The 25,652-nt window shown below is 68.1% G+C and carries 27 protein-coding genes; 9 read left to right on the forward strand and 18 right to left on the reverse strand.

What is annotated here, in order from left to right:
* The first annotated feature begins 79 nt into the window (after positions 1-79).
* A complete protein-coding gene (locus tag WCE37_RS05230) occupies positions 80-2,011 on the forward strand; it encodes a prolyl oligopeptidase family serine peptidase (RefSeq protein ID WP_343278424.1) in 1,932 nt (643 codons plus the stop codon).
* Between the two features lie 47 nt (positions 2,012-2,058).
* Here the strand turns inward: WCE37_RS05230 and WCE37_RS05235 are convergent, their stop codons facing one another.
* Genes WCE37_RS05235 through WCE37_RS05250 form a run of 4 tightly spaced genes read right to left on the reverse strand, consistent with a single transcriptional unit; the run spans position 2,059 to position 4,955 of the window.
* A complete protein-coding gene (locus WCE37_RS05235; protein WP_343278425.1) occupies positions 2,059-2,619 on the reverse strand; it encodes a DUF3228 family protein in 561 nt (186 codons plus the stop codon).
* A gap of 11 nt (positions 2,620-2,630) precedes the next feature.
* Positions 2,631-3,509: a pseudouridine synthase gene (locus WCE37_RS05240; protein WP_343278426.1), complete on the reverse strand. Its 879-nt coding sequence runs from the start codon at positions 3,507-3,509 to the stop codon at positions 2,631-2,633.
* Positions 3,510-3,526: 17 nt separating this feature from the next.
* Positions 3,527-4,570 (reverse strand): LD-carboxypeptidase, encoded by a 1,044-nt coding sequence (locus WCE37_RS05245; RefSeq protein WP_343278427.1) that lies wholly within the window; start codon positions 4,568-4,570, stop codon positions 3,527-3,529.
* 16 nt (positions 4,571-4,586) lie between these two features.
* A complete protein-coding gene (locus tag WCE37_RS05250; RefSeq protein ID WP_343278428.1) occupies positions 4,587-4,955 on the reverse strand; it encodes a hypothetical protein in 369 nt (122 codons plus the stop codon).
* A gap of 103 nt (positions 4,956-5,058) precedes the next feature.
* Here WCE37_RS05250 and WCE37_RS05255 point away from each other — a divergent pair, with 103 nt between their 5' ends.
* Complete coding sequence (locus WCE37_RS05255; protein ID WP_343278429.1) at positions 5,059-6,219, forward strand: DUF3667 domain-containing protein; 1,161 nt, start codon at positions 5,059-5,061, stop codon at positions 6,217-6,219.
* Here the strand turns inward: WCE37_RS05255 and WCE37_RS05260 are convergent.
* From WCE37_RS05260 to WCE37_RS05270, 3 genes are all read right to left on the reverse strand, one after another.
* Positions 6,156-6,815, reverse strand: a complete 660-nt coding sequence (locus tag WCE37_RS05260) for an urea carboxylase-associated family protein (RefSeq protein WP_343278430.1) — start codon at positions 6,813-6,815, stop codon at positions 6,156-6,158. The genes WCE37_RS05255 and WCE37_RS05260 overlap by 64 nt on opposite strands.
* Positions 6,812-7,522 (reverse strand): guanitoxin biosynthesis heme-dependent pre-guanitoxin N-hydroxylase GntA, encoded by a 711-nt coding sequence (gene gntA / locus WCE37_RS05265; RefSeq protein WP_343278665.1) that lies wholly within the window; start codon positions 7,520-7,522, stop codon positions 6,812-6,814. Before gntA ends, WCE37_RS05260 begins: the two co-directional genes overlap by 4 nt.
* 209 nt (positions 7,523-7,731) lie before the next feature.
* Entirely contained in the window at positions 7,732-8,490 is a 759-nt protein-coding gene (locus WCE37_RS05270) for a hypothetical protein (RefSeq protein WP_343278431.1), read from the reverse strand.
* Between the two features lie 222 nt (positions 8,491-8,712).
* Between WCE37_RS05270 and WCE37_RS05275 the strand changes: the two genes are divergently transcribed.
* Positions 8,713-10,035, forward strand: coding sequence for a M14 family zinc carboxypeptidase (locus WCE37_RS05275; RefSeq protein WP_343278432.1), 1,323 nt, complete (start codon positions 8,713-8,715; stop codon positions 10,033-10,035).
* A gap of 12 nt (positions 10,036-10,047) precedes the next feature.
* On the opposite strand, the gene WCE37_RS05280 is transcribed toward WCE37_RS05275, so the two are convergent.
* The 5 genes from WCE37_RS05280 to WCE37_RS05300 all read right to left on the reverse strand — a co-directional run bounded on the left by WCE37_RS05280 (position 10,048) and on the right by WCE37_RS05300 (position 13,489).
* Positions 10,048-10,407, reverse strand: a complete 360-nt coding sequence (locus WCE37_RS05280) for a hypothetical protein (protein ID WP_343278433.1) — start codon at positions 10,405-10,407, stop codon at positions 10,048-10,050.
* A gap of 21 nt (positions 10,408-10,428) precedes the next feature.
* Entirely contained in the window at positions 10,429-11,265 is an 837-nt protein-coding gene (locus WCE37_RS05285; RefSeq protein WP_343278434.1) for a hypothetical protein, read from the reverse strand.
* An 89-nt stretch (positions 11,266-11,354) separates the two neighbouring features.
* Entirely contained in the window at positions 11,355-11,978 is a 624-nt protein-coding gene (locus WCE37_RS05290; RefSeq protein ID WP_343254152.1) for a YbhB/YbcL family Raf kinase inhibitor-like protein, read from the reverse strand.
* A 393-nt stretch (positions 11,979-12,371) separates the two neighbouring features.
* On the reverse strand, positions 12,372-13,160 hold the full coding sequence (locus WCE37_RS05295) for a biotin/lipoate A/B protein ligase family protein (RefSeq protein WP_343254151.1): 789 nt from the start codon (positions 13,158-13,160) through the stop codon (positions 12,372-12,374).
* Entirely contained in the window at positions 13,157-13,489 is a 333-nt protein-coding gene (locus WCE37_RS05300; RefSeq protein ID WP_343278435.1) for a biotin--protein ligase, read from the reverse strand. The genes WCE37_RS05295 and WCE37_RS05300 overlap by 4 nt, the downstream gene beginning before the upstream one ends.
* A gap of 160 nt (positions 13,490-13,649) precedes the next feature.
* Here WCE37_RS05300 and WCE37_RS05305 point away from each other — a divergent pair, with 160 nt between their 5' ends.
* A complete protein-coding gene (locus WCE37_RS05305; RefSeq protein WP_343254149.1) occupies positions 13,650-14,372 on the forward strand; it encodes an rRNA pseudouridine synthase in 723 nt (240 codons plus the stop codon).
* A gap of 116 nt (positions 14,373-14,488) precedes the next feature.
* On the forward strand, positions 14,489-15,082 hold the full coding sequence (gene trmY / locus WCE37_RS05310) for a tRNA (pseudouridine(54)-N(1))-methyltransferase TrmY (protein ID WP_343254148.1): 594 nt from the start codon (positions 14,489-14,491) through the stop codon (positions 15,080-15,082).
* Positions 15,083-15,129: 47 nt separating this feature from the next.
* On the opposite strand, the gene WCE37_RS05315 is transcribed toward trmY, so the two are convergent.
* Together WCE37_RS05315 and WCE37_RS05320 are read right to left on the reverse strand one after the other, a co-directional pair.
* Positions 15,130-15,600 carry a DUF1456 family protein gene (locus WCE37_RS05315; RefSeq protein ID WP_343278436.1) on the reverse strand — a complete coding sequence of 157 codons (471 nt, stop codon included), beginning with the start codon at positions 15,598-15,600 and terminating at the stop codon, positions 15,130-15,132.
* Between the two features lie 52 nt (positions 15,601-15,652).
* A complete protein-coding gene (locus WCE37_RS05320) occupies positions 15,653-16,354 on the reverse strand; it encodes a DUF5666 domain-containing protein (RefSeq protein ID WP_343278437.1) in 702 nt (233 codons plus the stop codon).
* Between the two features lie 110 nt (positions 16,355-16,464).
* Here WCE37_RS05320 and rlmF point away from each other — a divergent pair, with 110 nt between their 5' ends.
* Positions 16,465-17,448 (forward strand): 23S rRNA (adenine(1618)-N(6))-methyltransferase RlmF, encoded by a 984-nt coding sequence (rlmF, locus tag WCE37_RS05325; protein WP_343278438.1) that lies wholly within the window; start codon positions 16,465-16,467, stop codon positions 17,446-17,448.
* Positions 17,449-17,465: 17 nt separating this feature from the next.
* On the opposite strand, the gene WCE37_RS05330 is transcribed toward rlmF, so the two are convergent.
* On the reverse strand, positions 17,466-17,846 hold the full coding sequence (locus WCE37_RS05330) for a YajD family HNH nuclease (RefSeq protein ID WP_343254143.1): 381 nt from the start codon (positions 17,844-17,846) through the stop codon (positions 17,466-17,468).
* Between the two features lie 226 nt (positions 17,847-18,072).
* On the opposite strand from WCE37_RS05330, the gene WCE37_RS05335 reads away from it, so the two are divergent.
* Complete coding sequence (locus WCE37_RS05335; RefSeq protein ID WP_343254142.1) at positions 18,073-19,620, forward strand: hypothetical protein; 1,548 nt, start codon at positions 18,073-18,075, stop codon at positions 19,618-19,620.
* Between the two features lie 98 nt (positions 19,621-19,718).
* Positions 19,719-20,384 (forward strand): HTH-type transcriptional repressor FabR, encoded by a 666-nt coding sequence (gene fabR, locus WCE37_RS05340; RefSeq protein WP_343254141.1) that lies wholly within the window; start codon positions 19,719-19,721, stop codon positions 20,382-20,384.
* An 87-nt stretch (positions 20,385-20,471) separates the two neighbouring features.
* Here the strand turns inward: fabR and WCE37_RS05345 are convergent, their stop codons facing one another.
* Complete coding sequence (locus tag WCE37_RS05345; protein WP_343254140.1) at positions 20,472-21,899, reverse strand: hypothetical protein; 1,428 nt, start codon at positions 21,897-21,899, stop codon at positions 20,472-20,474.
* 284 nt (positions 21,900-22,183) lie between these two features.
* Between WCE37_RS05345 and WCE37_RS05350 the strand changes: the two genes are divergently transcribed.
* A complete protein-coding gene (locus WCE37_RS05350) occupies positions 22,184-24,049 on the forward strand; it encodes a glycerophosphodiester phosphodiesterase family protein (RefSeq protein WP_343254139.1) in 1,866 nt (621 codons plus the stop codon).
* A 96-nt stretch (positions 24,050-24,145) separates the two neighbouring features.
* Here WCE37_RS05350 and WCE37_RS05355 read toward each other — a convergent pair whose 3' ends face one another.
* Positions 24,146-24,514 (reverse strand): hypothetical protein, encoded by a 369-nt coding sequence (locus WCE37_RS05355; RefSeq protein ID WP_343278439.1) that lies wholly within the window; start codon positions 24,512-24,514, stop codon positions 24,146-24,148.
* A 164-nt stretch (positions 24,515-24,678) separates the two neighbouring features.
* A complete protein-coding gene (locus WCE37_RS05360) occupies positions 24,679-25,632 on the reverse strand; it encodes a glutaminase (RefSeq protein WP_343278440.1) in 954 nt (317 codons plus the stop codon).
* Positions 25,633-25,652 lie beyond the last annotated feature (20 nt).

The raw sequence follows: 25,652 nt of genomic DNA on the forward strand, positions 1-25,652 counted from the left end.
ACCCGGTCGGATCGCGCCCCGGCACCGACCGGTTGGATTACGCTGTGCCGGCAGACCGGGGGGTCTGGGGGAGCAACGCATGAAGCATGCAATCAGGGCGACGATCGCAGTGGCAATGGGCCTGGCCGCAACATGTGTCCAGGCGGCCGAACCGGTCCCGATCGAAGCCTTCGCAGTGGCGGACAGGACCAGCGCTCCGCGCCTGTCCCCGGACGGACTGCACGTGGCGGCGACCACCCATCTGGGTGAGGGCAGCTATGCCATCGAGGTGCGCCGGGTATCCGACCTGGTGCAGACGGCGCAGCTGACGCTGCCGCGGTACGAATTGCCGTCGCAGATTTACTGGGTCAGCAACAAGCGGCTTCTGGTGGCCAAGGGACGGTTGATCGGCGCGCGCGAGGCACCGATCCCCATGGGCGAGATCATCGCCACCGACTACGACGGCAGCAACCAGAAATACGTGTACGGATACCGGCAGTCCACGCGCATGCCCGGCATCGACCGCGGCTACGGCTACATCGAAGGCCTGCCCCCGACGCCCAACGGCCACTTCTACATGCGCAGGCTGTCCAATGACACCAGCCGCTCGATGCTCTACGACGTGGATGCCGAGCGGGCGACGCACCGCTTGATCGCCGACATCGGCGTCAAGGACCTCGGCTTCGTGCTCGATCCCGCCGGCATGCCGCGCTTCGCCGGCGGCTACGACGACAACGACGACTACCGCCTGTACGAAGCCGATGCCCGCGGCAAGGACTGGCAGCCAGTGGCCACGGAGCGCACCGGCGGCCACTTCCGGCCAATCGCCTTCACCGCCGACGCCGGCGGCGTGTTCGCGCGCCACAACATCGGCGACGGGCCTTCCACGGTCGTGAAATCCGACCCGACCGGCGCCTCGCGCGTGAGCCTTGCCAGCGACAGCTTCGGCAGCGTTGGCGGAATGGAATGGAACGCGTCCTGGCAGCCGTTTGCCGCCACCCTGGTGCATGGCCGGCCACGCGTGGTCTATTTCGACGAACACTCCGGCGATGCGCAGGAGCACCGCGCGCTCAGCGGCCTGTTCCCCGGGCACCACATGAGCTACGCCAACCACAGCGTGGACGGCCAGCTGTCACTGCTGCGCGTGGTCAGCGATCGCGATCCCGGCATGTGGTACCTGTACGACCGCACAGAGGCCACGGCCAGGCTGCTGTTCGCATCGCGCGAGGGAATCGACCCCGAACGCATGGGCGAGCGGCGCTACTTCCGCTTCAAGGCCAGCGATGGCATGGAGCTCGATGGCTACCTCACCATTCCCGCGGGGCAAGAACCGGCCGGGCTGCCGATGGTGCTGCTGCCCCACGGCGGCCCGCACGCCGAGGGCGACGACTGGACCTTCGACACCGATGCCCAGTTCCTCGCCAGCCGCGGATACCTGGTGCTCCAGGTCAACTTCCGCGGCACCCTTGGCCGCGGCGACCGGTTCACCACGGCCGGCTACCGCAACTGGGGCACGCGCATCCAGGACGACCTGATCGACGGCGTGCGCTGGGCGATCGCCCAGGGGCATGCCGATCCGCAGCGCGTGTGCGCCTATGGCGCGAGCTTTGGAGCCTACTCGGCAATGATGACCGCGATCCGCGCGCCGGAGCTCATCAAGTGCGTGGCGGGCCTGGCCGGCCTGTACGACCTGAAGGTCTTCGCCGGCAAGAGCGATGTCGCATCCAGGGCCTCCGGGCGCAGGTACATTTCGCGCGTCATCGGCGACAGCGACGAGACCCTGCGCGCCAACTCACCGGTCGCGCTGGCCGCGCAGGTCAAGGCGCCGGTGTTCATGGCCCACGGCGAGATCGACGAACGCACGCCCTATTCGCAGGCGCTCGCGATGAAGCGCGCGCTTGAAGCCGCGGGGGCATCACCGGAATGGATGTCGGTGCCCCGGGAAGGGCACGGCTTCTACAAGGATGAGAACAACATCGCCTTCTACCGTCGCCTGGAAGCGTTCCTGGAGCGGCACATCGGAACCGAATAGACACGGGGCACGGTGCCGCCCGCCGCATCGACGGCGGAATCGGCGCGTTACAGCGCGCCGCGCCAGTTCGCGTGCGCACGCCAGAATTCCACGCTGCGCCGATAGGCCTCGCGGTCCACCGGCACGCCCGAGCCGCCCTCCTCCACGCCCAGCGCGTTGCGCATCATCGTTATCGGCGCCATCGGCGTTTCCTCGGGCTCCGCGGTGTACATGCAGCCGACGACACCCCAGTCGGCGTCGATCACCGTGCCTTCCTTTGCCAGCTGGTCGCGGCTGTAGAGGATGACGATCAGATAGTCGGCCACCGGCGGCTCGAGGCCTTCGAACCAGCGCACCAGCACCGGCAGCTCGTCGCGGGTACGGGCCTCGTAGTCCGAGCGCAGCAGATGGCGGTTGGCGTCGGTGACGGGTACCGCCAGGCAGCGGGTCGACGTCCAGTTGCGGTGCACGTGCAGCTTGCAGAACGGCGCGTAGCCGTCGAGCACCTTGAACGGCGGCACCGCGTTCAGATGCTGCTCGAACGCCTCGGGCGTCACGTCCTGGATGGTGTTGCGGCGGCGTTCGCGGAACAGCCGGCTGCGTGCGAATTCGGTGAGGGCGACTGACATGGGGCGGCAGTCTAGCAGCGCTGCGCACTGACATAGCGACGCGGGCTGCCGTCGATCGGATCATCGAATTCCAGCGCATGCGCGAAGAGCTGCAGCGCGCGTGCCGGATCATCGGCACCGCGTTCGAGCAGCTGCGGATAGAAGGGATCGTTGAGGATCGGCGCGCCCAGCGCCGCCATGTGCACGCGCAGCTGGTGCTTGCGGCCGGTAACCGGCTGCAGGCGATAGCACCACGCTGCGGCACCGCGTTCGACGACATCGATATGCGTTTCGCTGTTGGCCTCGCCCGGCGCTTCACGCATGCGGAAGAATGGCTCGCCGCGTTCAAGGCGGCTGCGGTGGACGTGCGGGAACGCCAGTCCGGGCAGCGGCGGTGCCAGGGCCAGGTATTGCTTGTGGATGCCGCGCTCGCGGAACAGCGCCTGGTAGCGGGCGCGGCTGTCGCGGCGCGCGGAGAACAGCACCAGCCCCGCCGTGTCACGGTCGATGCGGTGCAGCGGCACCAGGTCGGGCCTGTCCAGGCGTTCGACCAGGCGGGTCAGCAGCGTCTCGCGCACATAGGCCCCGGTGGGCGCGACGGGCAGGAAGTGCGGTTTGTCCGCGACCACCAGATGCTCGTCGGCGTAAATCACGGACTCGCGAAACGGAATGGGCGCTTCGCCGGCCACTTCGCGGAAGTAGTAGACCTCGGCACCGGGCCGGCAGGCGGCGCCGGCGTCAAGCGGGCGGCCATCGGCATCCAGCACCATGCCGCGCGCGAAGCGCTGCCGCCAGGTGTCGGGATCAATCGCCGGGAAGCGTGCGCACAGCGCGTCCAGCACCGTGGCCCAAGGGCCTGGCGGCAACTGCAGGCGGCTGGCGGGGATACCGTTGCGGACCGGGCGCGACATCCGGGTGCTGCGTCCGGTCAGGCCTGGAACACCGGTTCCAGCAGGCGGAACGTGCCGGCATCGGCGTCCATCTCGACCCGCCCGCCCACCGGCACGATGAACTGCTGCCGGATGTGCCCGATCATCGCGCCGCGATAGGCCGGGATGCCCAGCGGCCTGATGTAATCGTCGAGGATCTGCCCCAGCGTCAGCGACCCGTAGCCGCCACCCGGCTCGCAGTCGGTGCACTCGCCGAAGATGACGCCGGCGACCTTGTCCAGCGCGCCCATCAGCCGCAGCGTGCTGAACATGCGATCGACGCGGTACGGCGCTTCGGACACGTCCTCCAGGAACAGGATCCGGCCGCTGAAGTCCGGCAGGTAGGGCGAACCGGCCAGCGCGGTCAGCACCGCCAGGTTGCCGCCGACCAGATCGCCGCGGGCGGTGCCGCCGGCGATGGTGACCGTGCGGTTGCGGCGCTGCACCAGCTCGTCGCCGGCATCGGCCGCGTTGCGGTACTGCATCAGCTCACGGTCGAAGAACAGGCGCCTGAACTGGTCGGCATTGAAGCGGTTCCAGCTGCCGGAACCGTTGGGCCCGTGGAACGTGACCAGGCCGGTCTGCGCGTGGATGGCATTGTGCAGCGCGGTGATGTCGGAATAGCCGAGCAGCACCTTGGGATTGGCGCGAATGGCGTCGTAGTCCAGCAGCGGCAACAGGCGCGCGGCACCGGAGCCGCCGCGCACCGCGATGATCGCCTTGACCTCGCTGTCGATGAACATCGCATTGAGGTCGCCGGCGCGCTCGTCGTCGGTGCCTGCCAGGTGGCCGCGCCGGGCCGCGTAGTGCGCCCCGGTCCGGACCTTGAAGCCAAGTGCTTCCATGACCTCCTGGGCCAACTGCAGGGTGAACCCGTCGTCGACCGGCGATGACGGGCTGACCAGCCCCACGGTGTCGCCGGCCTTGATCGCCATCGGCAGCAGGCGCCCGCCGGGGGCGGCCGCCATGGCCCCGCGGGCACCCGCCAGCGGAAGCAGCATGGCCATCAATGCGGCGCGTTCGATGAATGTCCGTCTGTCCACGGTGTCCTCCGGTCAACTAGCGCAGGGGCACCAGGCGGTGCGACGGGTCCTGGCAGACCACCAGGCGGCCCTCCCCGGCCGCGGCGCCCACCGCGCTCACGTGCATGCCCACGGCCAATGCGTCCACGTCCACGGGCGTCGCCTGGCACAGGTTCCAGCGCGCCGGCAGCTGCACGGCCACGCGGCCGCGGTCAGCCGTGTCGACCTCGATCACGGCGTTGCCGTCGTAGGTCCATGGCCGGGTGTCGATGGAGGCGATCGCACCTTCGATCGAAACCGCCCCCGTAGCGGAGGATGTCACCGGCACAGGAACACCGGCACAGCCGGCACTGGCCAGGGCCAGGCCCAAGACCACGGGCATCATCGAAAATCGCGGTCTGGACACGGTCACCTCGCTCTGATTGGGAATCACGGACGAAGGCGCGCGCGCAGTTGGCCGTGAGCCGTTATCGTAACGCCCGTCGCGACCATTCCGTACGAGGCGCAGCGTGAGCAAGCCAGCAACCGGGACCGATGCCCATGCCGCGCCGGCGCGGTGCGAGAACTGCGGTACTGAACTGCAGGGCGAGTTCTGCCACGCCTGCGGGCAGTCCGTGCACAACCCGATCCGCCACGCCGCGCACGCGGTGGAGGAATTCTTCGAGGCCTTCTGGCATCTCGACGGGCGCGTCTTCCGCACCTTGCGCGACCTGATGTCGCCCGGGCGGGTCGCGATCAACTACCTGGCCGGGCACCGTGCGCGCTACATCGCGCCGCTGCGGCTGTTCGTGATCCTGAGCCTGCTCACATTCTTCATCGGCGCGGCGGCGGTGCACGTGGAGGAAAGCCCGGTCAGCATCACCGGGCTCAGCGAGATCGCTGTAGCGAGCACGGTGGCCGAAGTCGAACGCATCCGCGACCAGGCGGTTGCCGACATCGAGCAGGCGCGTGCCGATGCCGGCAACACGCCCGGGGTTGATCCGACGCTGGTGGCGGCAGAAGTGCGGATACGCAGCGCCGCGGCCAATCGCGTGGTCGAATTGACCGGCAGGCCTGCAGCCGAGGGGACCGGTGACGCACCACCGCAGGCCGAGCGCAGGCGCATGCAGATCAACCTGTTCGGCCACAAGGGCGAATGGGACGCAGAGACCAACCCGCTGGTGATCGGCTGGTGGCCGCAGTTCGCCAATGACTGGCTCAACCGCAAGGTCGGCAACCTCGAGAACAACATGCAGTCCTTCAACGGCGCCGCCATCGACGCGTGGCTGCAGGGGGCGATGGCGGCCGCGCCCTCGGCGCTGTTCCTGCTGGTGCCCGTGTTCGCGCTGCTGCTGAAGCTGGCCTATCTGTTCACGCGGCGCCTGTACCTCGAGCACCTGGTGGTCGCCCTCTACAGCCACACCTTCCTGCTGATCATGCTGACGCTGGCATTCCTGCTGTCGGCGCTCGACGGCCTGGTCACGTCCAGGCCGCTTGGCATCCTGCTCGATCTCGCGTTCGCCGCCGTGCTGCTGTGGATGCCGGTCTACCTGCTGCTGATGCAGAAGCGCGTATACCGGCAGGCCTGGTGGCTGACCGTGCTCAAGTACCTGGTGATCGGCAACATCTATTTCGTGATGTTGACGTTCGCGACGGTGCTGGTGTTCCTGGCCAGGCTCACTTCGGCCTGACGCTCAACCCTGAAGTCGATCGGCTTGTAGCTGAAGTTGTTCGACTGTCCGGCCGAGCACGCCGTCATCGCCACCACCAGCGGCATCTCAGCGCGCAGGCGCACGAAGTCGCCGGCGCGGCTCAAGGGCGGAAGCACGGCGATCGCACCGGTCTGGCCGTCCACGGTCACGTTCATGAAAATATTGAAAGCAACCGGAATGCGGTCGATGCCGATGCCATAGGGCTCCAGCGCCGCGGCCAGGTTGCCCTCGCAGCCGGGCCGGCCCTCGGCCTCGCCATAGAGGATCTCGAACATCCGCTTCGAACACGGCGTGAGCGTGAAATCATGCCGTCCGCAGGTATCTTCGATGATGGTGAACATCGGGCGGCTGCGGTTGGAGTGCAGCACATCGCCGGTGCTCAGCCACAGCTTCGACGCATAGTCGATCGAGCGGCCCGACGAGAGGTATTCCGAGAGGTCGTCGCGCGCGAATGCCGTCAGGTCGCTGACCTGTTGGCCCATCGGGTCGATGACGACGAGTTCATCGCCCGTCTCCAGCTCGATCGCGTGCCCCGAGCACGGCGGGATGCGCCGGGTTGTGGGCGCGGCGTTCACCGCGACGCCTTCACGCGCAAGGGGCAGATCCAGTCCGCCTCGACCTTGCGACCGCTGTACTGCCGTGTCTCGGTCGCCATGCCGAAATCGGAGAGGTTGGGATTGATCGAGCCCTGCAGCGCGATATCGCGCTCGCGCGTGGCCGCCTGCATCTTGCGATAGCGGCCATCCGCACGCAGGCGCTCGAACTGGCGGTGGGAATTGAACACCAGAACGGGCCAGCCGAACCGGCGCGCGGTGCGCGACGCACCCGGATGCAGCCCGATCACGAAGAACGGATGGCCGGCCAGGCTGAGGCTGAAATTGGCGCTCTCGGGGTTGCGGTCGACGTCATCGGCCCAACGCGCGCCACGACGGATGTCCAGGTCGTGCAGGCGCTGCAGCTGCGCCCACAGCAGCGCCTCGAAGCGACGCTCGTCGGTATCGCGTGGCCCGTCGAATACGGCCACGAACGAGTGGACCGTGGACTCCCCGGGATCCGCGGCGTCCAGCATCGCGGCGAACGCACCAAGCCCATCCAGCAGCGGCGCGTCATTGGCACGATCACCCAGCGGACCGAATTCCTGCGCCTGGATCGCATCGCGCCCCAACGCGGCCTTGGAACCGACGCAGGGGAACGAAGCATCGCCGACGTGCTCAAGGAACGCGGTAGCGAGAGGGCGGCCGTCGCCGTCAGGTGTTTGCGGGCAACAGGCAGCTGCCGGCAAAGCGTTTGCATCTGTGTAACGTCGCGCAGCGGCGAGGGACTTCATTGGACGGGGGTACTCCTGTCAGCAGGCGTCTCGGCCAGATCGGCCATGACGCAACGCTACAGATCCGCCCGACACGGCCGCGTGCAGGCCGGCCCCTGCGCTGCCGCGGGGCCGCACCCGCGGAACGGGGCCCGTCGCGGCTGCGAGCGACGGGCCGGCCTCGCTCAGAACCTGACTTCTGCGCCCAGCATCAGCGTGTCGGCGCGGTTGGCGTCGTAGTAGAAGTCGCCGTCGTACCAGCCGTAGGAGTCGAAATAAACGTAGTTGGTATAGACCAGGCTCATGTTGAAGTGGCGATTGAAGTCCACGCCCAGGCCGAGGCCGAGGTAGCCGCCGTCCATGTCTCCGTAGTCGGCTTCGTCGGCGGTGAAATAGCCGGCGCGGACCAGCGCATACACCGGGCTGGTGTGGCCGAAGTTGAAGCGCGCATTGGCACCGATGCTGGCGTAATCGACCTTGGCATAGGGCCAACCATCGTCGGTGGTGCTGTCGAGCTTGCCACCCGCGACTTCGATGCCCACCAGCGTCACCGCGCCCGCCTGCCAGCGATAGCCGGCGTTCACCGCAAGCGCGGACTGGCCGACGTCGTCATACACCCAGCCCTTGCCACCCTGCACGCCGATGAAGAAGCCGCCGCGGCCGTCCGCATACGAGGCGCCGGCCGGGGCTGCCGGGGCGTAGGGCTGCGGCGTCGCGTAGGGCTGGGCCTGCGCAGCGGGCTGCGCCTGGACAGACTGCTGCCCGCTCGCCTGCGGCGCATGCTGGTGGGCGGCCGGCGGCGGCACGCGCTTGGCCGGATCCAGCTCGCGCGGCTGCGGCGGCGCGTTCTGCAGCGGCTTGCTCTGGGCGTGCACGGCGGTGGATGCCAGAACGGCGCTTGCGATCACGGCGGCCAGTGCGGCCTTCGACAGGGTCTTGCTCATGTGTCCTCCTTGATGGACATGACCGGTGCGCTCCTGCGCACCTTCGATCCGGATGAGGGTGAGCAGGTTGCGTGCCACGCCTGAAGGCGCCGCGGACGGGCGGGTGGAGCGGGCAGTCGTGCCATTCGCGACGCATGCTGACGCCACGCGTCGCAATCGACCGCCTCCAGGCGCCCGTTGCCCTACCATCCGGCGTGCCCGTCGTCCTGGAGCGCCACCACCTTGCGCCACGTTCCCGCCCTCCCGCTGCTGTTCCTCCTCGCCACGCTCCTGGCGTCGGCCGCTTCGCCCGCCGCCCCTGCGATGCCGCCGCCCCCGGCATGGCTTGACGAACTGGACGCGCTCTACGACAGCCACATCCGCGTGGCTGGACTCGACGACCGAAGGTTCTCGCCGGAGCAGTGGTGGGACGTCGCCATGCCGCTGGCCTCCGGCGCCGCCGGCTTCCGGATCGAGGCCCTTGGCAACAGCGCGGAAGGGCGGCCCCTGCGCCACGTGTCATGGGGCAATGGCGACACCCGCGTGCTGCTGTGGTCGCAGATGCACGGCGACGAGAGCACCGCCTCGATGGCGCTCGCCGACCTGTTCCGTTTCCTCGGCGAACAGCCCGCTCATCCGCTGGTGCAGCGCCTGCGCCAGGGCACCACGCTGCACGTCCTGCCGCTCGTTAACCCCGACGGCGCGGCGCGCTTCCAGCGCCGCAACGCGCAGGGCATCGACATCAACCGCGACGCACGCGCACTGGCCAGCCCCGAGGCGCGTGCCCTGCATGCGCTGCGCGAGCGGGTGAAGCCCGCGTTCGGCTTCAACCTGCACGACCAGCGCGTGGGCTACCGCGCCGGCGACTCCGAGCGCGGCACCGCCATCGCGCTGCTCGCGCCCGCCTTCAACGCATCCCGCGAGGTGGACGCCCCCCGCGCCCGCGCCATCGAAGTCAGCGTGGCCATTCGCGCGGTGCTCGAGCCCTACATCGCCGGCCATATCGCCAAGTGGGACGACACCTTCAACCCGCGCGCCTTCGGCGACCTGACGGCGGCGTCAGGCGTATCGACCGTGCTGATCGAATCCGGCGGCATCGAGGGCGACCTGCAGAAGCAGCAGCTGCGCAAGCTGAATTTCCTCGCCCTGGTCGGGGCGCTGGACGCCATCGCCACCGGAGCGCATGCCGGCCTGCCGCGCGAGCGCTATGACGAACTGCCCGGGAACGGCAGGGTCTGGCCGGACCTGCTGGTCACGGGTGGCACGCTGGCGCTGCCCGGCCAGCCGCAGGCCCGGATGGACCTGCTGGTGGACTTCCAACAGCCGCTCCTCGAGCGCGGCGGCACCATCTCGGACATCGGCGACCTGGGCGAAGTGCAGGCGCGGCGGACCATTGATGCCTCCGGGCTGTACATCGTGCCGTTCAGCCCGCCGGGCGAGGCCGGGGGCGAGGCGCACGGGATCCTGGCCCCGGACATGCCGGCGTACTTCCACCTCAGCCGCGATCCGGCGGGCCGCGACGTGGTCTGGACGCTGGCGGGCGACGTGGAGGCGGCAGGACCCTGAGCCAGCGCCGCCCTATTCGCGGAACAGCGGGACCAGGCTCTCGCGCGACAACGGCACGAACACGTGGCTGCGCTCACCGAAGCGCAGCGTCACCTCATAGCGGTCCGGTTGCTGCCACAGGGCGTCGTCGATGGCGGCCCTGGCGCCGGTATCGCGGTGGGCGACCGACACCTGCAGCACCGGCGCGCCGGCCTGCTCGTTGCGGCGCAGGAACGCGATCACTTCATCGCGCTGCACTTGTGCATCGGATGCTTCGCGCACCCGCTCCCATGCGCTGTCGAACTCATTGGCTGTGGTCATGCTGCCTCCGGCTGCCTGGTTCCCGCAGGCCAGCAGCAGGGCCAGTGCGCAGGCGAGTGCGATGGATTTCATGCGCTTTTTCCGCGGCGTGCGTCAGGTGTTGTTCTCCACCCAGTCCTCGGCGATGTCAAGGTGGCGATCGCGCACTTCCATGCCCGAGTTCATGATGCTGTTGTCGTCGTCCTGGTGTTCGTGCCCGTCATGGTATTCGTCGGGCAGGCCGATCATATGGCCGAACTCGTGCGCGGTGCCGACCTGCGGCATGTCCGCGCCCTTGTTCACGGCACGGTTGTCCTCGCTGTCGAGGTGCGAGATGTTGCCCGGGCCGACCGAACTGCGGTGGAAGTCACCCTCGGGAATCCGCAGCACGTTGATGTTGTAGTTCTCGCTCGGGTCCATCACGTCGCGGAAGCGGCCCATGAAGCCGCTTTCCTGCTCGCTGACGTCGAGCTTCACGTCCAGGGTGACGTCCATGCCGTCATCGGTGGTGAAGGTGCGCCCGCTCCAGGCCTTCTCGACCTCGGCCACGTAGTCGTCCATGAAGGCCTGCTTTTCCTCGGGGGTCCAGTTCAGACCGTCCGCCCCATCCTCGAAGTTGAATTCGATCTTCATGTGCAGCTCGAGCGTGTAGGTTCCGTCCGGCTCGCGGTACAGGTGCAGCTCGTATGCATCGCGATGCCCGCCGACATCGACGCTGTCCTCGGTCGCCACGAGTTCGCGCTCACCGGACGTCCCGCCCTTACCACCAAACCGCTCGGGGCCCAGGGCATCGGCGACGGCCTTGCCGGCCTCGCGGACCGTGTCGAACATGCGCTCGACGCCATCGGCCACCGGCGCGCGCTGCAAGGTGGTCTGCATCGCGTCCGGACGCCAGTTCGCCGCGTCAAGCGCGGCATGGGAGATGCGGCTGGAAATGTCGACGAAGGTCATGGCGGGCCACGCAGCTGCGGAGATGACCCGAAACTAGGGGTGACCGGAGGAGCGGGCAATCCGGGGCCGACCCTAGCCCGTCCCGACCCTCATTCGCTTTGCGCAGCCTCTTCCGGGCCTGCATAGGTCCCCACCAGCACGCCCTTGTCCATCACGTGGTCCCGCATCGCTCCGAGCAGGGCATCGCGGCCTGCGCCGGGGTCGACCTCGAGCATGGTGTCCAGGGCGAAGACCTGGACGTGATAGTGGTGGATGCCGCTCCCAGCCGGCGGCCTGGGCCCGAAATAGCCGACCGATCCGCGGTCGTTGGTCCCCTGCAGCATGCCGTCCGGCTCGGCCAGGCGTGGATCAGCGGCGAGGCCTTCCGGCAGCGAGGTCACGCCAGCCGGGATATTCCACGCCAGCCAGTGCAGATAGGGGTGGGGCCGGTCGGCGTCGGGATCTTCCATGAGCAGGGCGTACGACTTCGCACCCTCCACCGGCTGCCATGCCAGCGGCGGCGAAACGTCGTCGCCATAGGCGCTGTAGCGCGTCGGGATCGGCTGGCCGTCCGCGAACGCCTGCGATTGCAGCGCCAGGGCGGCGGCAGTGGCTGTACGGGTTTCCGCCCGTTCGAAGGCGACCGGCGACTCACCGGCGCCGCAGGCTGCGAAGCTTGTCGCGACAAGCGCGAGGGTGGTCATGAAGATGCTGCGCTGGAGCAGGGTAGCCATGGCGTGATCCTCTGGAGATGCAGGTTTGGCACGGAGCCATGGTGTCCGGATGCGGGTACGCTGTCGAGACACCGGGCGAGCCGCGAACCTGAACCCGCCCGCAGCCCGGAAGGCCGCGGCTGGCGCATACTGCCCGGGCCGACTGCAACCGCAGTCCAGCGCTGACGCGCCGAGGAGAATAGAGATGAGCAAGGGACTGGACAAGAAGAAGGAACAGAAAAAGAAGCCGCTCAAGACCATGAAAGAAAAAAAGGCCGAGAAGCGAGACAAAAACGCCTCCAAGCCATTTGCACCGGCGTGAGCGCGCGCCACCCGAAGGACGAGAAAAGGCCCGGCATTGCCCGGGCCTTTTTCCATTGGATGACCAGTGCCACTGACGCCGCCGGCCCGCGCTTACGGCAGCAGCGCAGTCCATTCGGCGGTGGCGAACTTCTCGCGCGCCAGCGCCTCGGCGCGTGCCAGTTCGTCCGCGCGCAGCACGTCCGCCACCAGGCCGCCGTGGCGGCTGCGGAAGGTTTCGATCATGTGTTCGATCACGGCACTGCGCGGCAGCCCGGTCTGCCGGCGCAGGGGATCGACGCGCTTGGTCGCGCTGGTCGTCCCCTTGTCGGACAGCTTCTCGCGGCCGATGCGCAGCACGTCGAGCATCCTGTTCGCATCGATGTCGTAGGCCATCGTGACGTGGTGCAGCACCGCGCCACGGCGCCTGGTCTGGGCCGCACCGGCAATCTTGCCGTCGCTTGAGGTGATGTCATTCAGGGGCTGGTACCAGGCCTTGACCCCTAGGCCGGCAAGCGCCTCGATCACCCACTGGTCCATGTGCGCATAGGCCTGCTCGAAGGTCATGCCCGCCACCAGCGTTTCGGGCGCAATGATCGAGTACGTGATGGTGTTGCCCGGCTCGATGAACATCGCACCGCCGCCACTGATCCGGCGCACCACCTGGATGCCATGGCGATGCGCGGCCTCGGCGTCGACCTCGTTGCGCAGTGACTGGAAGCGGCCCATCACCACCGCGGATGCGCCCCACTCCCAGATCCGCAGCGTGGGCGGGCGGCGCCCGGCGGCCACGTCGTCAAGCATCAGGTCGTCCAGCGCCATGTGCAGCGGGGGCGCTTGGGGTTCGGCATGGACCAGGTGCCAGGCGTGGTCGTCCCAGCCGGTGCGATCCGACCCGTTCAAGGTGCGTCGCCTTTGCCTGCATCCATGGCCACGGAATCCAGCGCGCGGCGGACTGCGATCGCAACGCCTTCGGGCGTGATGCCGAACAGCTGCGGCGCCGGCCCCAGCGCCGCGGTCACCGCAGCGGCCAGCGCGGCCTCGCCGGTATCGATGGGCTGGCCTTCAAGGGCGGCATCAATGGCATCCAGCGCGCTGGCCGGCTCCAGGAAGAAGTCTCCGCTGACCTGCACCGCCGTCATCCGGCCGTCGTTGATGGCCAGATCCACCACCACCAGCTTGCCGCCGGGGACCTTGTACTCGCCGTGCGCGGTGTTGCCTGCCGTATCCATGCGCACAGTCTATCCAAACTTCCGGCGTCAACTGCAGCCGCCTGGCGTTCGAACAGGCTGAAACCCCGCAAGCTTCGAATGCGCGATGGGACCGGTGCGGAGGGCAGTCCGGGGCGGTCACCCGCTACACTGCATCCCTTGTTTTCCGCGGCGCTGATCCATGTACGAACCGGTTCGCCTGGCCAAACGTGTCACCGACCTCGCCCGCTGCTCACGCGCCGACGCCGAGCAGTACATCAAGGGTGGCTGGGTCTCGGTCAACGGGCGCGTGATCGAGGATCCGGCATATCCAGTGGTGACCGAGGCCGTCGAAATCGATCCCGCCGCACGGCTGGAAACCGTTGAGCCTGCCACCGTCCTGCTGCACAAGCCGGTGGGCTACGACACGATCAGCGGCCCCGCCCCCGCCGCGGACCTGGTGTATCCCGAGACGCGCTGGCCCGAGGATCCCTCCGGCGTGCGCCTGCTCGAGCGCCACTTCAGCCGCCTGACGCCGCTGGTGCCGCTGGATGCCGAGGCCAGCGGCCTGATGGTGCTGACCCAGGACGGCCGCGTGTGGCGACGGCTGACCGAAGACCGCGACGAGATCGAGCAGGAATATGTGGTCGAAGTCAGCGGCGAGATCGCGCCCTATGGCCTGCAGAAACTCAACCACGGCCTGTCCTATGGCGGCCGGGCGCTGCCGCCATGCAAGGTCAGCTGGCAGAACGAGATCCGCCTGCGCTTCGCCCTGAAGGGCGTGCAGGGCGGGCAGCTGCGCGATGTGTGCGCCCAGGTCGGCCTGGATGTGGTGGCGATCCGGCGCATCCGCATCGGCAAGGTTCCCTTGGCGAAGATGCCCGTCGGCAGCTGGCGCTACCTGCCCGTCGGCGAGCGCTTCTGAGTCCCGGACACCCGGCATGGCCGCTCCCATTCGCCGAGCACCTGCAGGACCACTTCAGCCAGCCGGCGGCTGATATCGTCGGCAACGCGTTCAACCAGCCATCAGCCGGACCTCACATGCGGACCTTCGTACTCAGGGCGCGCGCGGCGCCCACCGACAGCCCGACCCTGCTAGCGTCAGTCGGCAAGGCCGCGCATACCGAAATCCTCGCGCACACGCTGATGAACGCCATCTTCGTGGCGCAGTCGCACCGCCCGGATGTCACCGTCTACCTGGTGCTGGAAAGCACGCAGGATTTCTCGCGCACCGTCCGCTTCGATGCCAACGCGATGACCGACATCGGCGGCTTCGACGAACGTGCGCTGCTGGGCAAGGTGGCGCACGCGCTGGACGCGTCCCGCGGCATGGGCAAGGAAGAAACGCGGCCGGTGGAGCCGGGCGTCACGGTGCAGACGGTGAGCTTCGAGCGCCTGGTGCAAACCCTGGCCGAAGACCACCAGCTCTACATCATGGACAGGAAAGGCACGCCGATCCGCGAGCAGGCCTTCGAGGGCAATCCCTGCTTCCTGCTGACCGACCACATCCCGATGCCGAAGAAGACCTTGCCGGGCCTCGAGCGCATGGGCGCGAAGAAGATCGCCTTGGGCCGCACGATGCTGTTCGCATCGCAGTGCGTCGTGCTGATCCACCACGAGCTGGACCAGCGCTGACGAATCGCTGTAGCCCTGACCCTGCAGGAGCCACTGCAGGAGGAGCCTCAACCACCACGCACGCGCAGCGTCAGCCCCTTCAGGAAATTGCGCAGCAGCTGGTCGCCGCAGGCGCGGAAGTTCTTGTGCCCCGGCTGGCGGAACAGCGCCGACAGCTCCGGCTTTGACACCGGAAACCCCGCGTCCGCGAACACCTGGTGCATGTCCACGTCCTTCAGCTCGAAGGCCACCCGCAGCTTCTTCAGCACCACGTTGTTGCTGATGCGCTTCTCCACCGGTCGCGACGGCAGGCTCTCGTCCCTGCCGCGCAGATGGACGATCAGCCCGTCCAGGAAATGCGCCAGCACGGTGTCGCTGCAGGCCAGGTAGTCGGGTTCCTCCTCTTTCAGCAGGAAGGCGCGCACGTCATCCTTTTCGATGACGAAGGCCGGATCGGCCAACTGGGCGATCTCGACCACCTTGTGGTCGCTCAGGTCGAGCATGTAGCGGATGCTGCGCAGGACGTCGTTGTTGATCATGGGTCCATCATGCGACCAAGGGGCCTCCATTCTACCGGCGCCGCCGCCCTGCCTACCGCCCGACCGAGCGCTCGACGATGATGCGTTCCGCCAGCCACTGGTTGTTGCCCATCTGCCGCGCCTGGACCCGCACCAGGTCGCCGCGCTCCAGGTCCTCGGGGCGATAGCGGCGGCCCTGGTATTCGACCGTGGTGCGGCCGTCGTAGGCCAACTGCACGCTGCTTCCGTACCCGCCGCCGTCAAGGCGGATCAGCCGCGACCGGGTGTCGACATGGGCGACCGGACCGCGCAGGTCATTGCCGTAATCGTTGCCGTAGCCATTGCCGTAATCGTTTCCGTAGCCGTCTCCGTATCCGCCCTCGCGGACGTTGCGCACGACCTCGATCGAACGCGCCCAGAGTTCGCGCCCGGACTCCGCCACATCGATCCGGATCACGTCGCCACGCTCCAGGCCTTCCACCGCGCTCTCGCGCCCCTGGTAGAACAGGCGCGTGCGCTGGTCGTAACGCACCTCCGCCTGCTGCATGCGGCCGCTGCGGGGGTCGTCGACAACCAGGAAGATGCGGTTGTAGCCCGGATCAACGCTGTCGACGGTGCCCTGCAGCTGGCTGCCGTACTGCGCGGGGTAGCCCTGGTCGGGTTGCCCGTAGCCGCCGGGATAGCCGCCATAGCCGCCCGGGCTGACGCAGCCGGCGAGCAGCAGCAGAACGCTGGTGGCGAGCACGATTGCGATGCCGCGGATCGTGTAGTGCATGGGATGCTCCCAAGGTCGTTGGAGAGGTCCATATGCCTCCCGCGCCCGTGAACGCAGAGTACATCGCGCCGCACGCCCACCCCGGGATCCGTTGTACCTTGGCCGCCTCCATGAAGCCCACGCCGCCCATCCACGCACGCCCCGCCAAGACGCAGGCACGCCCGCAGCTGCACCCGCGCAACCGGCATCAGGGCCACTACGATTTCGCGCGCCTGACGCAGGCCTGCCCTGCCCTCTCTTCGCATTTGTTGACCACGCCGCGCGGCGAGACCAGCATCGATTTCAGCGACCCCGCCGCGGTACGCGAACTCAACCGCGCCATCCTCCGCTGCGATTACGGCGTCGCCCACTGGGACCTGCCCCACGGCGCGCTTTGCCCGCCGATTCCCGGGCGCGCCGACTACCTGCACGGACTGGCCGACCTGCTCGCCGAATCCGGCGACGGCGCGATCCCGCGCGGAACGTCGATCCGCGTGCTGGACGTGGGCGTCGGCGCCAGCTGCATCTATCCGCTGCTGGGACATGCCGAGTACGGCTGGCGCTTTGTCGGCTCGGACATCGACGCCACGTCGCTGCAGGTCGCCGCGACCATCGTCCACGCGAACAGGCTCGACAAGGCGATCGCACTGCGCCACCAGCCGCGCCCCGGCAACGTGTTCCGCGGCGTAGTGCGCGAAGACGACCGCTTCGAGCTGACGATGTGCAATCCACCCTTCCACGCCTCCGCACGCGAGGCCGCAGGCGCCAACCAGCGCAAGCTGCGCCAGCTCGGCGCGGCGTCCGCGCCTGCCCCGCGACCGACGCCGGCACCAGAGCAAGCGCAAGCGTCCAACTTTGGCGGCCACGCCCACGAACTGTGGTGCCGGGGTGGCGAACCGGAATTCCTGCGCCGGATGGTCCGCGAAAGCGCCGAAGTCCAGCACCAGGTGCGCTGGTTCAGCAGCCTCGTCGCCCGATCAGAGCACCTGCCTGCGCTGCGCAGGCAACTGCGCCAGGTGGAGGCCGTCGAAGTCCGCGAAGTGCCCATGGCCCAGGGCAGCAAGCGCAGCCGGTTCGTCGCCTGGACGTTCCAACATGGCGCCCCGGACACCTGACGGACAGCGCGCGCTTGCTAGCTGCCGGTCGGCGGCTGCTTCTGCAGCAGTAATTTCAGATCGGCGAACGGATTCGATTTGGCCGAGGCGGGAGCATCTTCCGCGTCCAGGGCACTGACCCCGGTGTGGTCGAGCTGGCGCGAGTGCTCGTTGTCGTGGCAGTACACGCACAAGAGCTCCCAGTTGCTGCCATCGGCCGGATTGTCCGAGTGGTTGTGGTTGCGGTGGTGGACCGTCAACTCCTGCAGGTTGGCGCGGGTGAACTCGCGCGCACAGCGCCCACAGATCCACGGGTAAATCTTCAAGGCACGCTCGCGGTAGCCCTTGTCGCGCTGCTCGGCGCTGCGACGGGCATCGGCGACGATGCGGTCGAGTCGAGCGTTGTCTGGGGTGGTCATGGTCGGATTCCCCTGTTGCCAAGACTGTGGCGATCCCCATCGCCTGCGGGAAGCATAGCCCTGGAACCGTGGCCCTGGCAGCCCGGGGCCTCCGCCCGCAGCAGGATCGGGATCGGTCGCGGCGCATGGCCCCCCGGGTTTCCCCCAGGTCAGGGTCACCCCCAATGGCCGGCACCACTCCATGGCGCCGAAAATGAGGCACCGTCCACAGATTCCAGGGCCGCGCATGTCCATCTCCCCTGCTTCCGGCTTCATGCCCTCCGCCTTCCGCTACGAGTTCGAGATCGGCTCCGGCGGTGCCAGCCGCACCGGCGCATGCTCCAGCAACGATCCCCAGGTCCAGGAGGCGCTTGACCGCACGATCGCGGTGAGCAGCGGCGGCCCGGAGCCGGACAAGGCCGTCGCCTACCAGATCAGCCAGACGATGAACGACCCGTCGCTCACGCAGGAGCAGAAGGACGAGTACATCGCCGCCCTGATCGGCATGGCGAACGGGTCCGACGGCTGCGAGACCATCTCGGACGACCAGGCGGGATCCATCAACCGCGCCTTCAACGGGATCGGCACTGCCAACAACGGCGACAACGGACTGCGCCAGCAGGTGACGGACTCCATCGCCCGGGCTGTCGCCGATGGGCGCCTGGGCAGCGACGAGATCTACGGCCTGGTCAGGGAGCCCGGCGCTGCCGGTGCGCGTGAGCTGCTGACGGGCATCGACGACGGCAACCTTCTTTCAGACGTCTCCCTGCGCCTGGTCGATGATGCGCGCGGCGAAGGCTACGAAATCAACAAGTACGAAAGGGGTCCGGCACTGCTGACCGCGGCGGCCGACATCGCGAACATGGCGGCCGCGCATGGTGACAGCCGCGCCGCCGACGCCGTGCTCACCGAGATCGACCGGGTCATGACGGCGGGGCCCGTGGCCGGCGACATGACCCTGGTGCAGGCGATGATGGCCACCAGCCTGGACGGCCAGGCCAACCTGTCCGGCCGCGACGGCTTCAGCGCCCTGGCCGCCCTGCTCAACTCCAGCAGCACCACCGCGGGCAACCAGGAAGCCCAGGACCGCCTGTTCGCCGCGCTCGTGCGCTCGGGCGACGACGCCTATGTCGGTGGGATCGACCAGCACGGCGAGCGCGCGGCGGCACTGGACGACATAGGCGAATATTTCGAGGACAACTTCTCCCGCCTGGCGGAAACCGACTGGCGCAAGGACAACACCGGCGATTTCCACCATGGCCTGGTCAAGGATTTCATGCGCCACGTGCTGCTTGATTCCCAATACGGTCGCGTTGACCAGACCAACGAGGTGATGGCGGAGGCGATGCACGAACTGGCGGTGGAGATCGGCAATACCGACTTGTCGTCGGAAGCGCGCGAGAACGCCGCCAGCACGCTGGGCACGATCATGGGGTCACTGCAGTGGGCCACCGCCGACTTCATCGCCAACGCCCAGGGCAGCGCCGCTGCCAAGACCGAATTCATCCGCTTCTTCACCGACAAGCTCACCGACAAGCTGATCAGCAGGGGCGCGGAAGGCCTGCCGCAGGGCGATGTCCGCAGCACGGGCACGCAGGCAGCGAAGAACTTCGTGGACCAGATCTGGGGCGAGATCACCGACTGGATGGCATCTGGCGAGCTTGCGCGCGGCGACGAGGTGACCGGCGGCACGCTCGACCTCAGCCGCATCTTCCGCAACGCCATGTCCGACGGTGACGCCTCGCTGCTCAACGCGTTCGATCTGCGGGTGGAGCTGTACTACGACCCGGATTGATGTCTGCCCCGGGGCGATAGCGCCGCACCCACCGCATGCGCGCCACGCGGCGGTTTGAGCGATGATGGCGGCACTTCGCCCGAGTTGCCGTCTGCACCGTGCCCTCTTCCAACGCACCCAACCGTCGCGGCCTTGGCCGCAGGCCCTCGATCACCCGCGAGGACCTGATCGCGGCGGCGCTTGCGCTTCTTGGTCCCAACCGCAGCGTGTCCACCCTGGGCCTGCGCGAGGTCACCCGCGAGGCGGGCATCTCGCCCAATAGCTTCTATCGGCATTTCCGCGACATCGACGAGCTGGCGGTCACCCTCATCGACCGCGCGGGCAGTTCACTGCGCACCGTCATCGGCCAGGCGCGCCGCCGCGCAAGCAGCGGCCGCGGCGTGGTGCGCAGCTCGGTGGAGGCATTCTTCGACCGGCTGCGCGCCGACGACAAATTCCTGCACCTGCTGCTGCGGGAAGGCCTGGCCGGTTCGGATGCCTACAAGCAGGCGGTGGACGCGCAGCTCAGGTTCTTCGAGGAAGAACTGCAGGTGGACCTGGTCCGCCTTGCGGAGGCCACCGGCATCCCGCTGCATGCGCCCGAGCTGGTGGCGCGCGCGATCACGCGCCTGGTGTTCGCCGTCGGCGCCAGCGCGATGGACCTCCCGCCCGGGCATGACCGGCAGCAGATCGACGAACTGACCACGATGGTCAAGATGATCGTCGTGGGCGCGCGCGGGATGCACGCCAGCGCCGGCACCGGCGCCGCCGCGACCGTCGCCTGACCCCAAGGACAAACGGCGCCGGACTTCCGTCCAGCGCCGTCGCCCTGCACTCTCCCCCGGCACTTTCGACCGGTGGCCCCTCGCCCGTTACTGCGCGCTGCAGGTCGGCGCGTACGTCCAGCCCAGCCAATCGTTGCAGCGGCCGGAGTTGGCGGAATAGGCCTGTCCACGCACCGCCCTGACCTGGACCGACGAATCGTCGTGGCAGTTGTGGCGCCCGCCCATCGCGACCGCCCAGTAGCCCGTGGAGCAGGTGTGCCCGCCTGCGTCGGACCGGCGCGAAGGCACGCGGTAGTAGGTCAGGCGCGGCCCGGTGAACGTGCATTTGTGTGTCATCGGGCTCGACGCCGCACAGGTGCCGTGGTTGCAGTAGCTGGTCCAGCCCTGGTGGGTTTTCACGCTGGAGGTCGCGCTGTTGTAGCGCCACTTGCCCACCCGCGTGCCGGAGTGCTCGGCGATGACAACAAAGGGTTTGCGCCACACCTGGATGTAGGTCTGGTAGCGGCCGCCGGCCGCGCGCGTGACGTCCCTGTCTGCTGTCGCCTCGTCACGCACGGGCAGCAGATGCGTGGCCAGGCCCTGCGCCAGGCGCTGCATTGAAGCCTGCTCGTCATCCTGGCTGAGCGCCGTGCCTTCGCTCCTGGCGCCGTAGGCCAGCGCATTCAAGGCCGATGCCGCGCGGCCGAAGTCCGCGGCCAGCGCATGGTGCTCGCGGCGATTGTCGAGCTCCATGGCCTCCGACCAGCCCTGGGGAATCGAATCGCCGCCCAGCTCGGTCGCCATGACATAGCCATCGCCCGCCTTCACCATCGAATAGGTATCGAAGCGACCCATGCGGCCCTCGGCGTCGGGTTCGTCGGCGACGAACTGCTGCGAAGCCCGCAGTTCGATGCCGTTGCCGAGGTTTGCCACCAGTTCGCCGTTCTTCTGCCGGTCAAGGCCAACATCCCTGGCCGACTGCAGATAGAAGTCGGACACCTGCGCGGCATCGGGCGCGGCGTATGTCATGACGTCCACGTTTGCGCGCAGCGGGTAGCCCGACGCGCCGGCCGCCTGTCTGGCCAACGCCGCCAACGCGGACTTCTCGGCCGACAACGAGGCGTGCAGGTTGGACGCCCCCAGGGCATCGCCCAGCCCGGACAGCAGCTGTGTATAGGCGGAACCGTCCTTTGCCGTGAACTCGCCGGCCTGCGGCGCCCAGTGCTTCGCATACGGCTCGCCGCCCAGCGCCAGGGTACGTGCTTCGGCGTCGATGACGCGAACGCTCAATGCGCCGGGCGCACCGGTCTTCTCGTCCAGTGCCCTGCGCGCTTCGAAATACAGTTCGGTGCCGTTGACGTTGTAGACGCCAACCAGGCCCAGCTCCGGATCCGCCAGGAAGAACTTGACGTTCCCCTCCGAAGGTCCAGTGTTGACGCTGCCGGCTTTGCCGACGTTGCCGGCAACGGCGGAGCCGGCCAGGGCCATGCCCGTGGCCAGCGTGATGCAGATTGCGATCCTGCCAATGCGATTCATGTCTGTTTCCCCAGAGTGTGTTGTTGGACCACTGGAACGCGGACAACCAAGCAGCAACTCGACCCGAGCTTCCCGACACATGACCCCGGACTGACGTCCCCCAAGGGATTTCCGGACAGCTCCTGAACGACTGTACACAAAATGCACAGTTGTGCATTTTGCATTGCAGCAGACGTCGAAAGTCGCTCCCGGTCCGGCGCCTGCCAGGACGGGCGCGTGGTGAACCGCTGCCGCTGCACCGCCTCCAGCCTGTCTACACTCGTGGAATGGGGAAGGAACCGGGCATGCATCGGAGCGGGGCGGACAGCGGCGGCGCGGGCGCGTCGACTGCATCTGAAGACAGCCTGCTGCTGCGCGGCATCCTGGTCCATGACATCCGCCGCGACCTGCGGCGCCACCTGCGCCCGATGCTGGCCTGGTACCTGTTGTTCACTGCCTTCGCGACCGTGGCAGCCGCGCCGCTGACCACCTGGTCACTGGCCGCGCTCCTGCACTGGATCGAACGGCCGCTCGCCGGCGACTTCGACGGCGTGCGCGACAACCTGCTGGCGCTCAGCTGGCTCATGCTGGCGGGCGCGCTCAGCTGGTACGTGGTCATGCTTCAGCAGGCCGGCATGCTGCTGGTCTCGGCAAGCCACGGCTGTCGCTACCGCACGGCCGCGGCGGCACTGGTCGGCATGCTGCGGCGCGCGGGTCCGCTCGCGGTGCTCGCGGCCTGCCAGGTCTTCGCCCATGCGCTGCTGGCCGTCCCCTGGCTTGCGATCGGCGTCGTGCTCTACCGGCTGCTGCTTGGCAGCTACGATCCCTATTTCGTGGTGACGGCGCGCCCGCCCGCGCTGTGGTGGTTCCTCGGCGGCTTCCTGCCCGTGCTTGCAATCGGCCTGCTGCTGCACGCGGCGCTCTACTTCCGATGGCTGCTCGCCACCCCGGCACTGGTGCTGGAAGGCCTGTCGCCGGTGGCCGCCCTGCTCCGCAGCCGCAGGCTCACCCGTGGCCGGCACCTGCGCATCGCGATGCTGGTGGTGGGCGTGGCGCTCACCGTCGCGGCCATGCCGCTGATCGTGACCGAGCTCTATGGCCGGGCGGCCACCCCGCTGCTGGACTGGATCCCGGAGCATCGCCTGCTGGTCAGTGCCGGAATGGTGGCCTACCTCACGCTCTACGCCGCCACCGTGCTGGGCGTGCTGCTGCTCGGCACCACCTTGAACACGCTGCTGGTGCGCGCGCTGTTCCATCGCCTGGGCGGTGCGCGCGGCGCCCGCGCGGTTCCCGCCACTCCACCCCGTCCAGCCCGGCTCGTGTGGGGCGCCGAAATGGCGTTCCTGGTCGTGGCGCTGGTGCAGGCGACGATCGCCGTGACGAGCATGAACCTGCGCAGGGATGTCTCGGTGACAGCGCATCGCGGCGCGGCCCTGATTGCGCCGGAGAACACGCTCGCGGCCTTCCGGGCGGCCATCGATGCCGGGGCGGACGCGATCGAACTCGACGTCCGGCTGAGCGCCGACGGCGCCGTGGTCGTGTTCCACGACAGAGACTTCCAGCGTATCGCCGGTGACCCACGTGCGGTGGGGGACACGCCGCTGTCGGCCATGCGCGACATCGACGTTGGCAGCTGGTTCGATCCGGCATTCGCAGGCGAGCGCATTGCAACGCTCGGCGAGGCCCTCGCCTTCATCGACCGGCGCGCGCTTGCCCTGGTCGAGCTCAAGCCCGACGCAGCCAACGCGCAGGCCCTGCTCGACGCCACCCTGTGTGAGCTCCGGCGCGGCGGCCACGAAGACGTGGTCATGCTCGCATCGCTGTCACCGGACCTTGTTCGCGCTGCGCGCGCCGCGGCCCCGCGGGCGCGGCTGGCCCTGCTCACGAATGCCGCGCTGCCGGGCACGGCGCGGCGGACCGACTTCGACATGCTGGGTCTCAACCATCTGCAGATCGACATCGAGGCCGTGGCAAACGCGCGGCGCCGCGGCTACCTGTTGCAGGCCTGGACCGTCAACGACCCGGTGCGCATGGCGCGCTACATGGACCTCGGCGTCGACGACATCAGCACCGATGCGCCGGCCGAGGCGGTGAGGCTGCGCGCGGAGCGCGCGGCGCTGACGGATTTCGAACTGCTGCTCGTGCGCCTGCACAGCTGGTTCCGGCGCTGACAGCGGAAACGCACTTTTTCCGCAGTGGCATGCGCCTTCGCACTTCGGCGCCGTGAACGCCACACGCCAAGGTAGCGACCATTGCGTCGAAGCCGATCAGAGACAGAAGTGACAGAGGGTCACGGTCTCGTCCGCGCTGAACCCCGGATAGTGGATTCCCATCTGGGCGAACAGTCCCTGCGGAGTGCGGCAGGCGGGATCGTGCTCGAATCGCAGCGCGTCTTCGCCGATATCGCGGAACACCTTCAGCTCGGTCTCCAGCGCAACCGGCGGCGAGAGGCGGCCATCCTCGAGCCGCAGCCGGGCAGCAGGTACGCCATGCCAGCGCGTTCCCCGGCGCACCGTGGTGTTGCGCCCTTCCAGAAAAACGGCATGGGCGAATTCGAGGATCGGGAAAGACTCCCGGTCACTCAACGCCAGCCGCTCCGGAGCGAGCGCACCGCTGCAATACGCCAGCTCGACCATCTCTTCGAAGAAGGTAGCCGTGCAGGATGACCGCCAGCCCGCCCGCCACGACGTAGTCCAGCTGGGCCTCGTTGAGTGCGGCGAAGATCTGGCGGACGTTGAAGGCCATGCCGGGCAGTTTAGCGTCAGCCGGCCAGGGCAACGCAACTCCAGGCCACAGGCGTTCAGAACATCGACAGTCCTGTCATTCGCGTGAAACGGTGCAGCGCATAGCGGCCGAGCAGCGAATTGCCCTTTTCGTCCAGGCCCGGCGACCACACGCACAGGCCCATCACCCGCGGCACCACGGCGACGATGCCGCCGCCGACCCCACTCTTCGCGGGCAGGCCGACATAGAAGGCGAAGTCGCCGGCGGCGTCGTACGTACCCGCCGTCATCATCACCGAATTGATGCGCGTGGCGCCCTCGGACGTGGTCACCTGCTCGCCCGATGCCCCGCAGCGCCCGCCATCGGCCAGGAACTGCACGCTGCGGGCCAGGTCCACGCAGTCCATGCACAGGGAGCACTGCAGGTAGTAGAAAGCCAGCACGTCCTCCACGCTGTTGTGCAGGTTGTCGTAGCTGCGGATGAAGTTGGCCATGGCCACGTTGCGATAGCCGCTTTCGCGCTCCGACTTCGCCACCACCTCATCGGTGCCGACCTCCGGATTGCCCGAGCGCGCGCGCATGAACGCAAGCAGCGTGGCTTCCGCTTCCGGATAGCCGGACAGCACCACGTCCGCAGTAACCAGGGCACCGGCATTCATGAACGGATTGCGCGGGATTCCTTTCTCCAGCTCGAGCTGGATCAGTGAATTGAACGGGTCGCCCGAAGGTTCACGATCAACCCGCGTCCACAGCTGGTCGCCGGCCGCTTGCAGCGCCAGCGTGAGCGTATGCACCTTGGACACGCTCTGGATCGAGAAGCGCTCGCGCGAATCCCCCACCTCGTGGACCCTGCCATCCAGCAACGCCAGCGCCATGCCGAAGCGGTCCTTTGGCACCTCGGCCAGCGGCGCGATGTAGTCCGCCACCTCGCCCTCGCCGAAGCGCTTGCGCACCTCTTCGTTGATGGTACCGAGGATGTCGTCCAGGTCCAGGCGACCGAGCTCGTCGGGATTCGGTGGAAGCTTGCGCATGCGGCGTCCGCTGGCTGTGG

Source organism: Luteimonas sp. MJ250, from assembly GCF_039548455.1.
GTDB lineage: Bacteria > Pseudomonadota > Gammaproteobacteria > Xanthomonadales > Xanthomonadaceae > Luteimonas.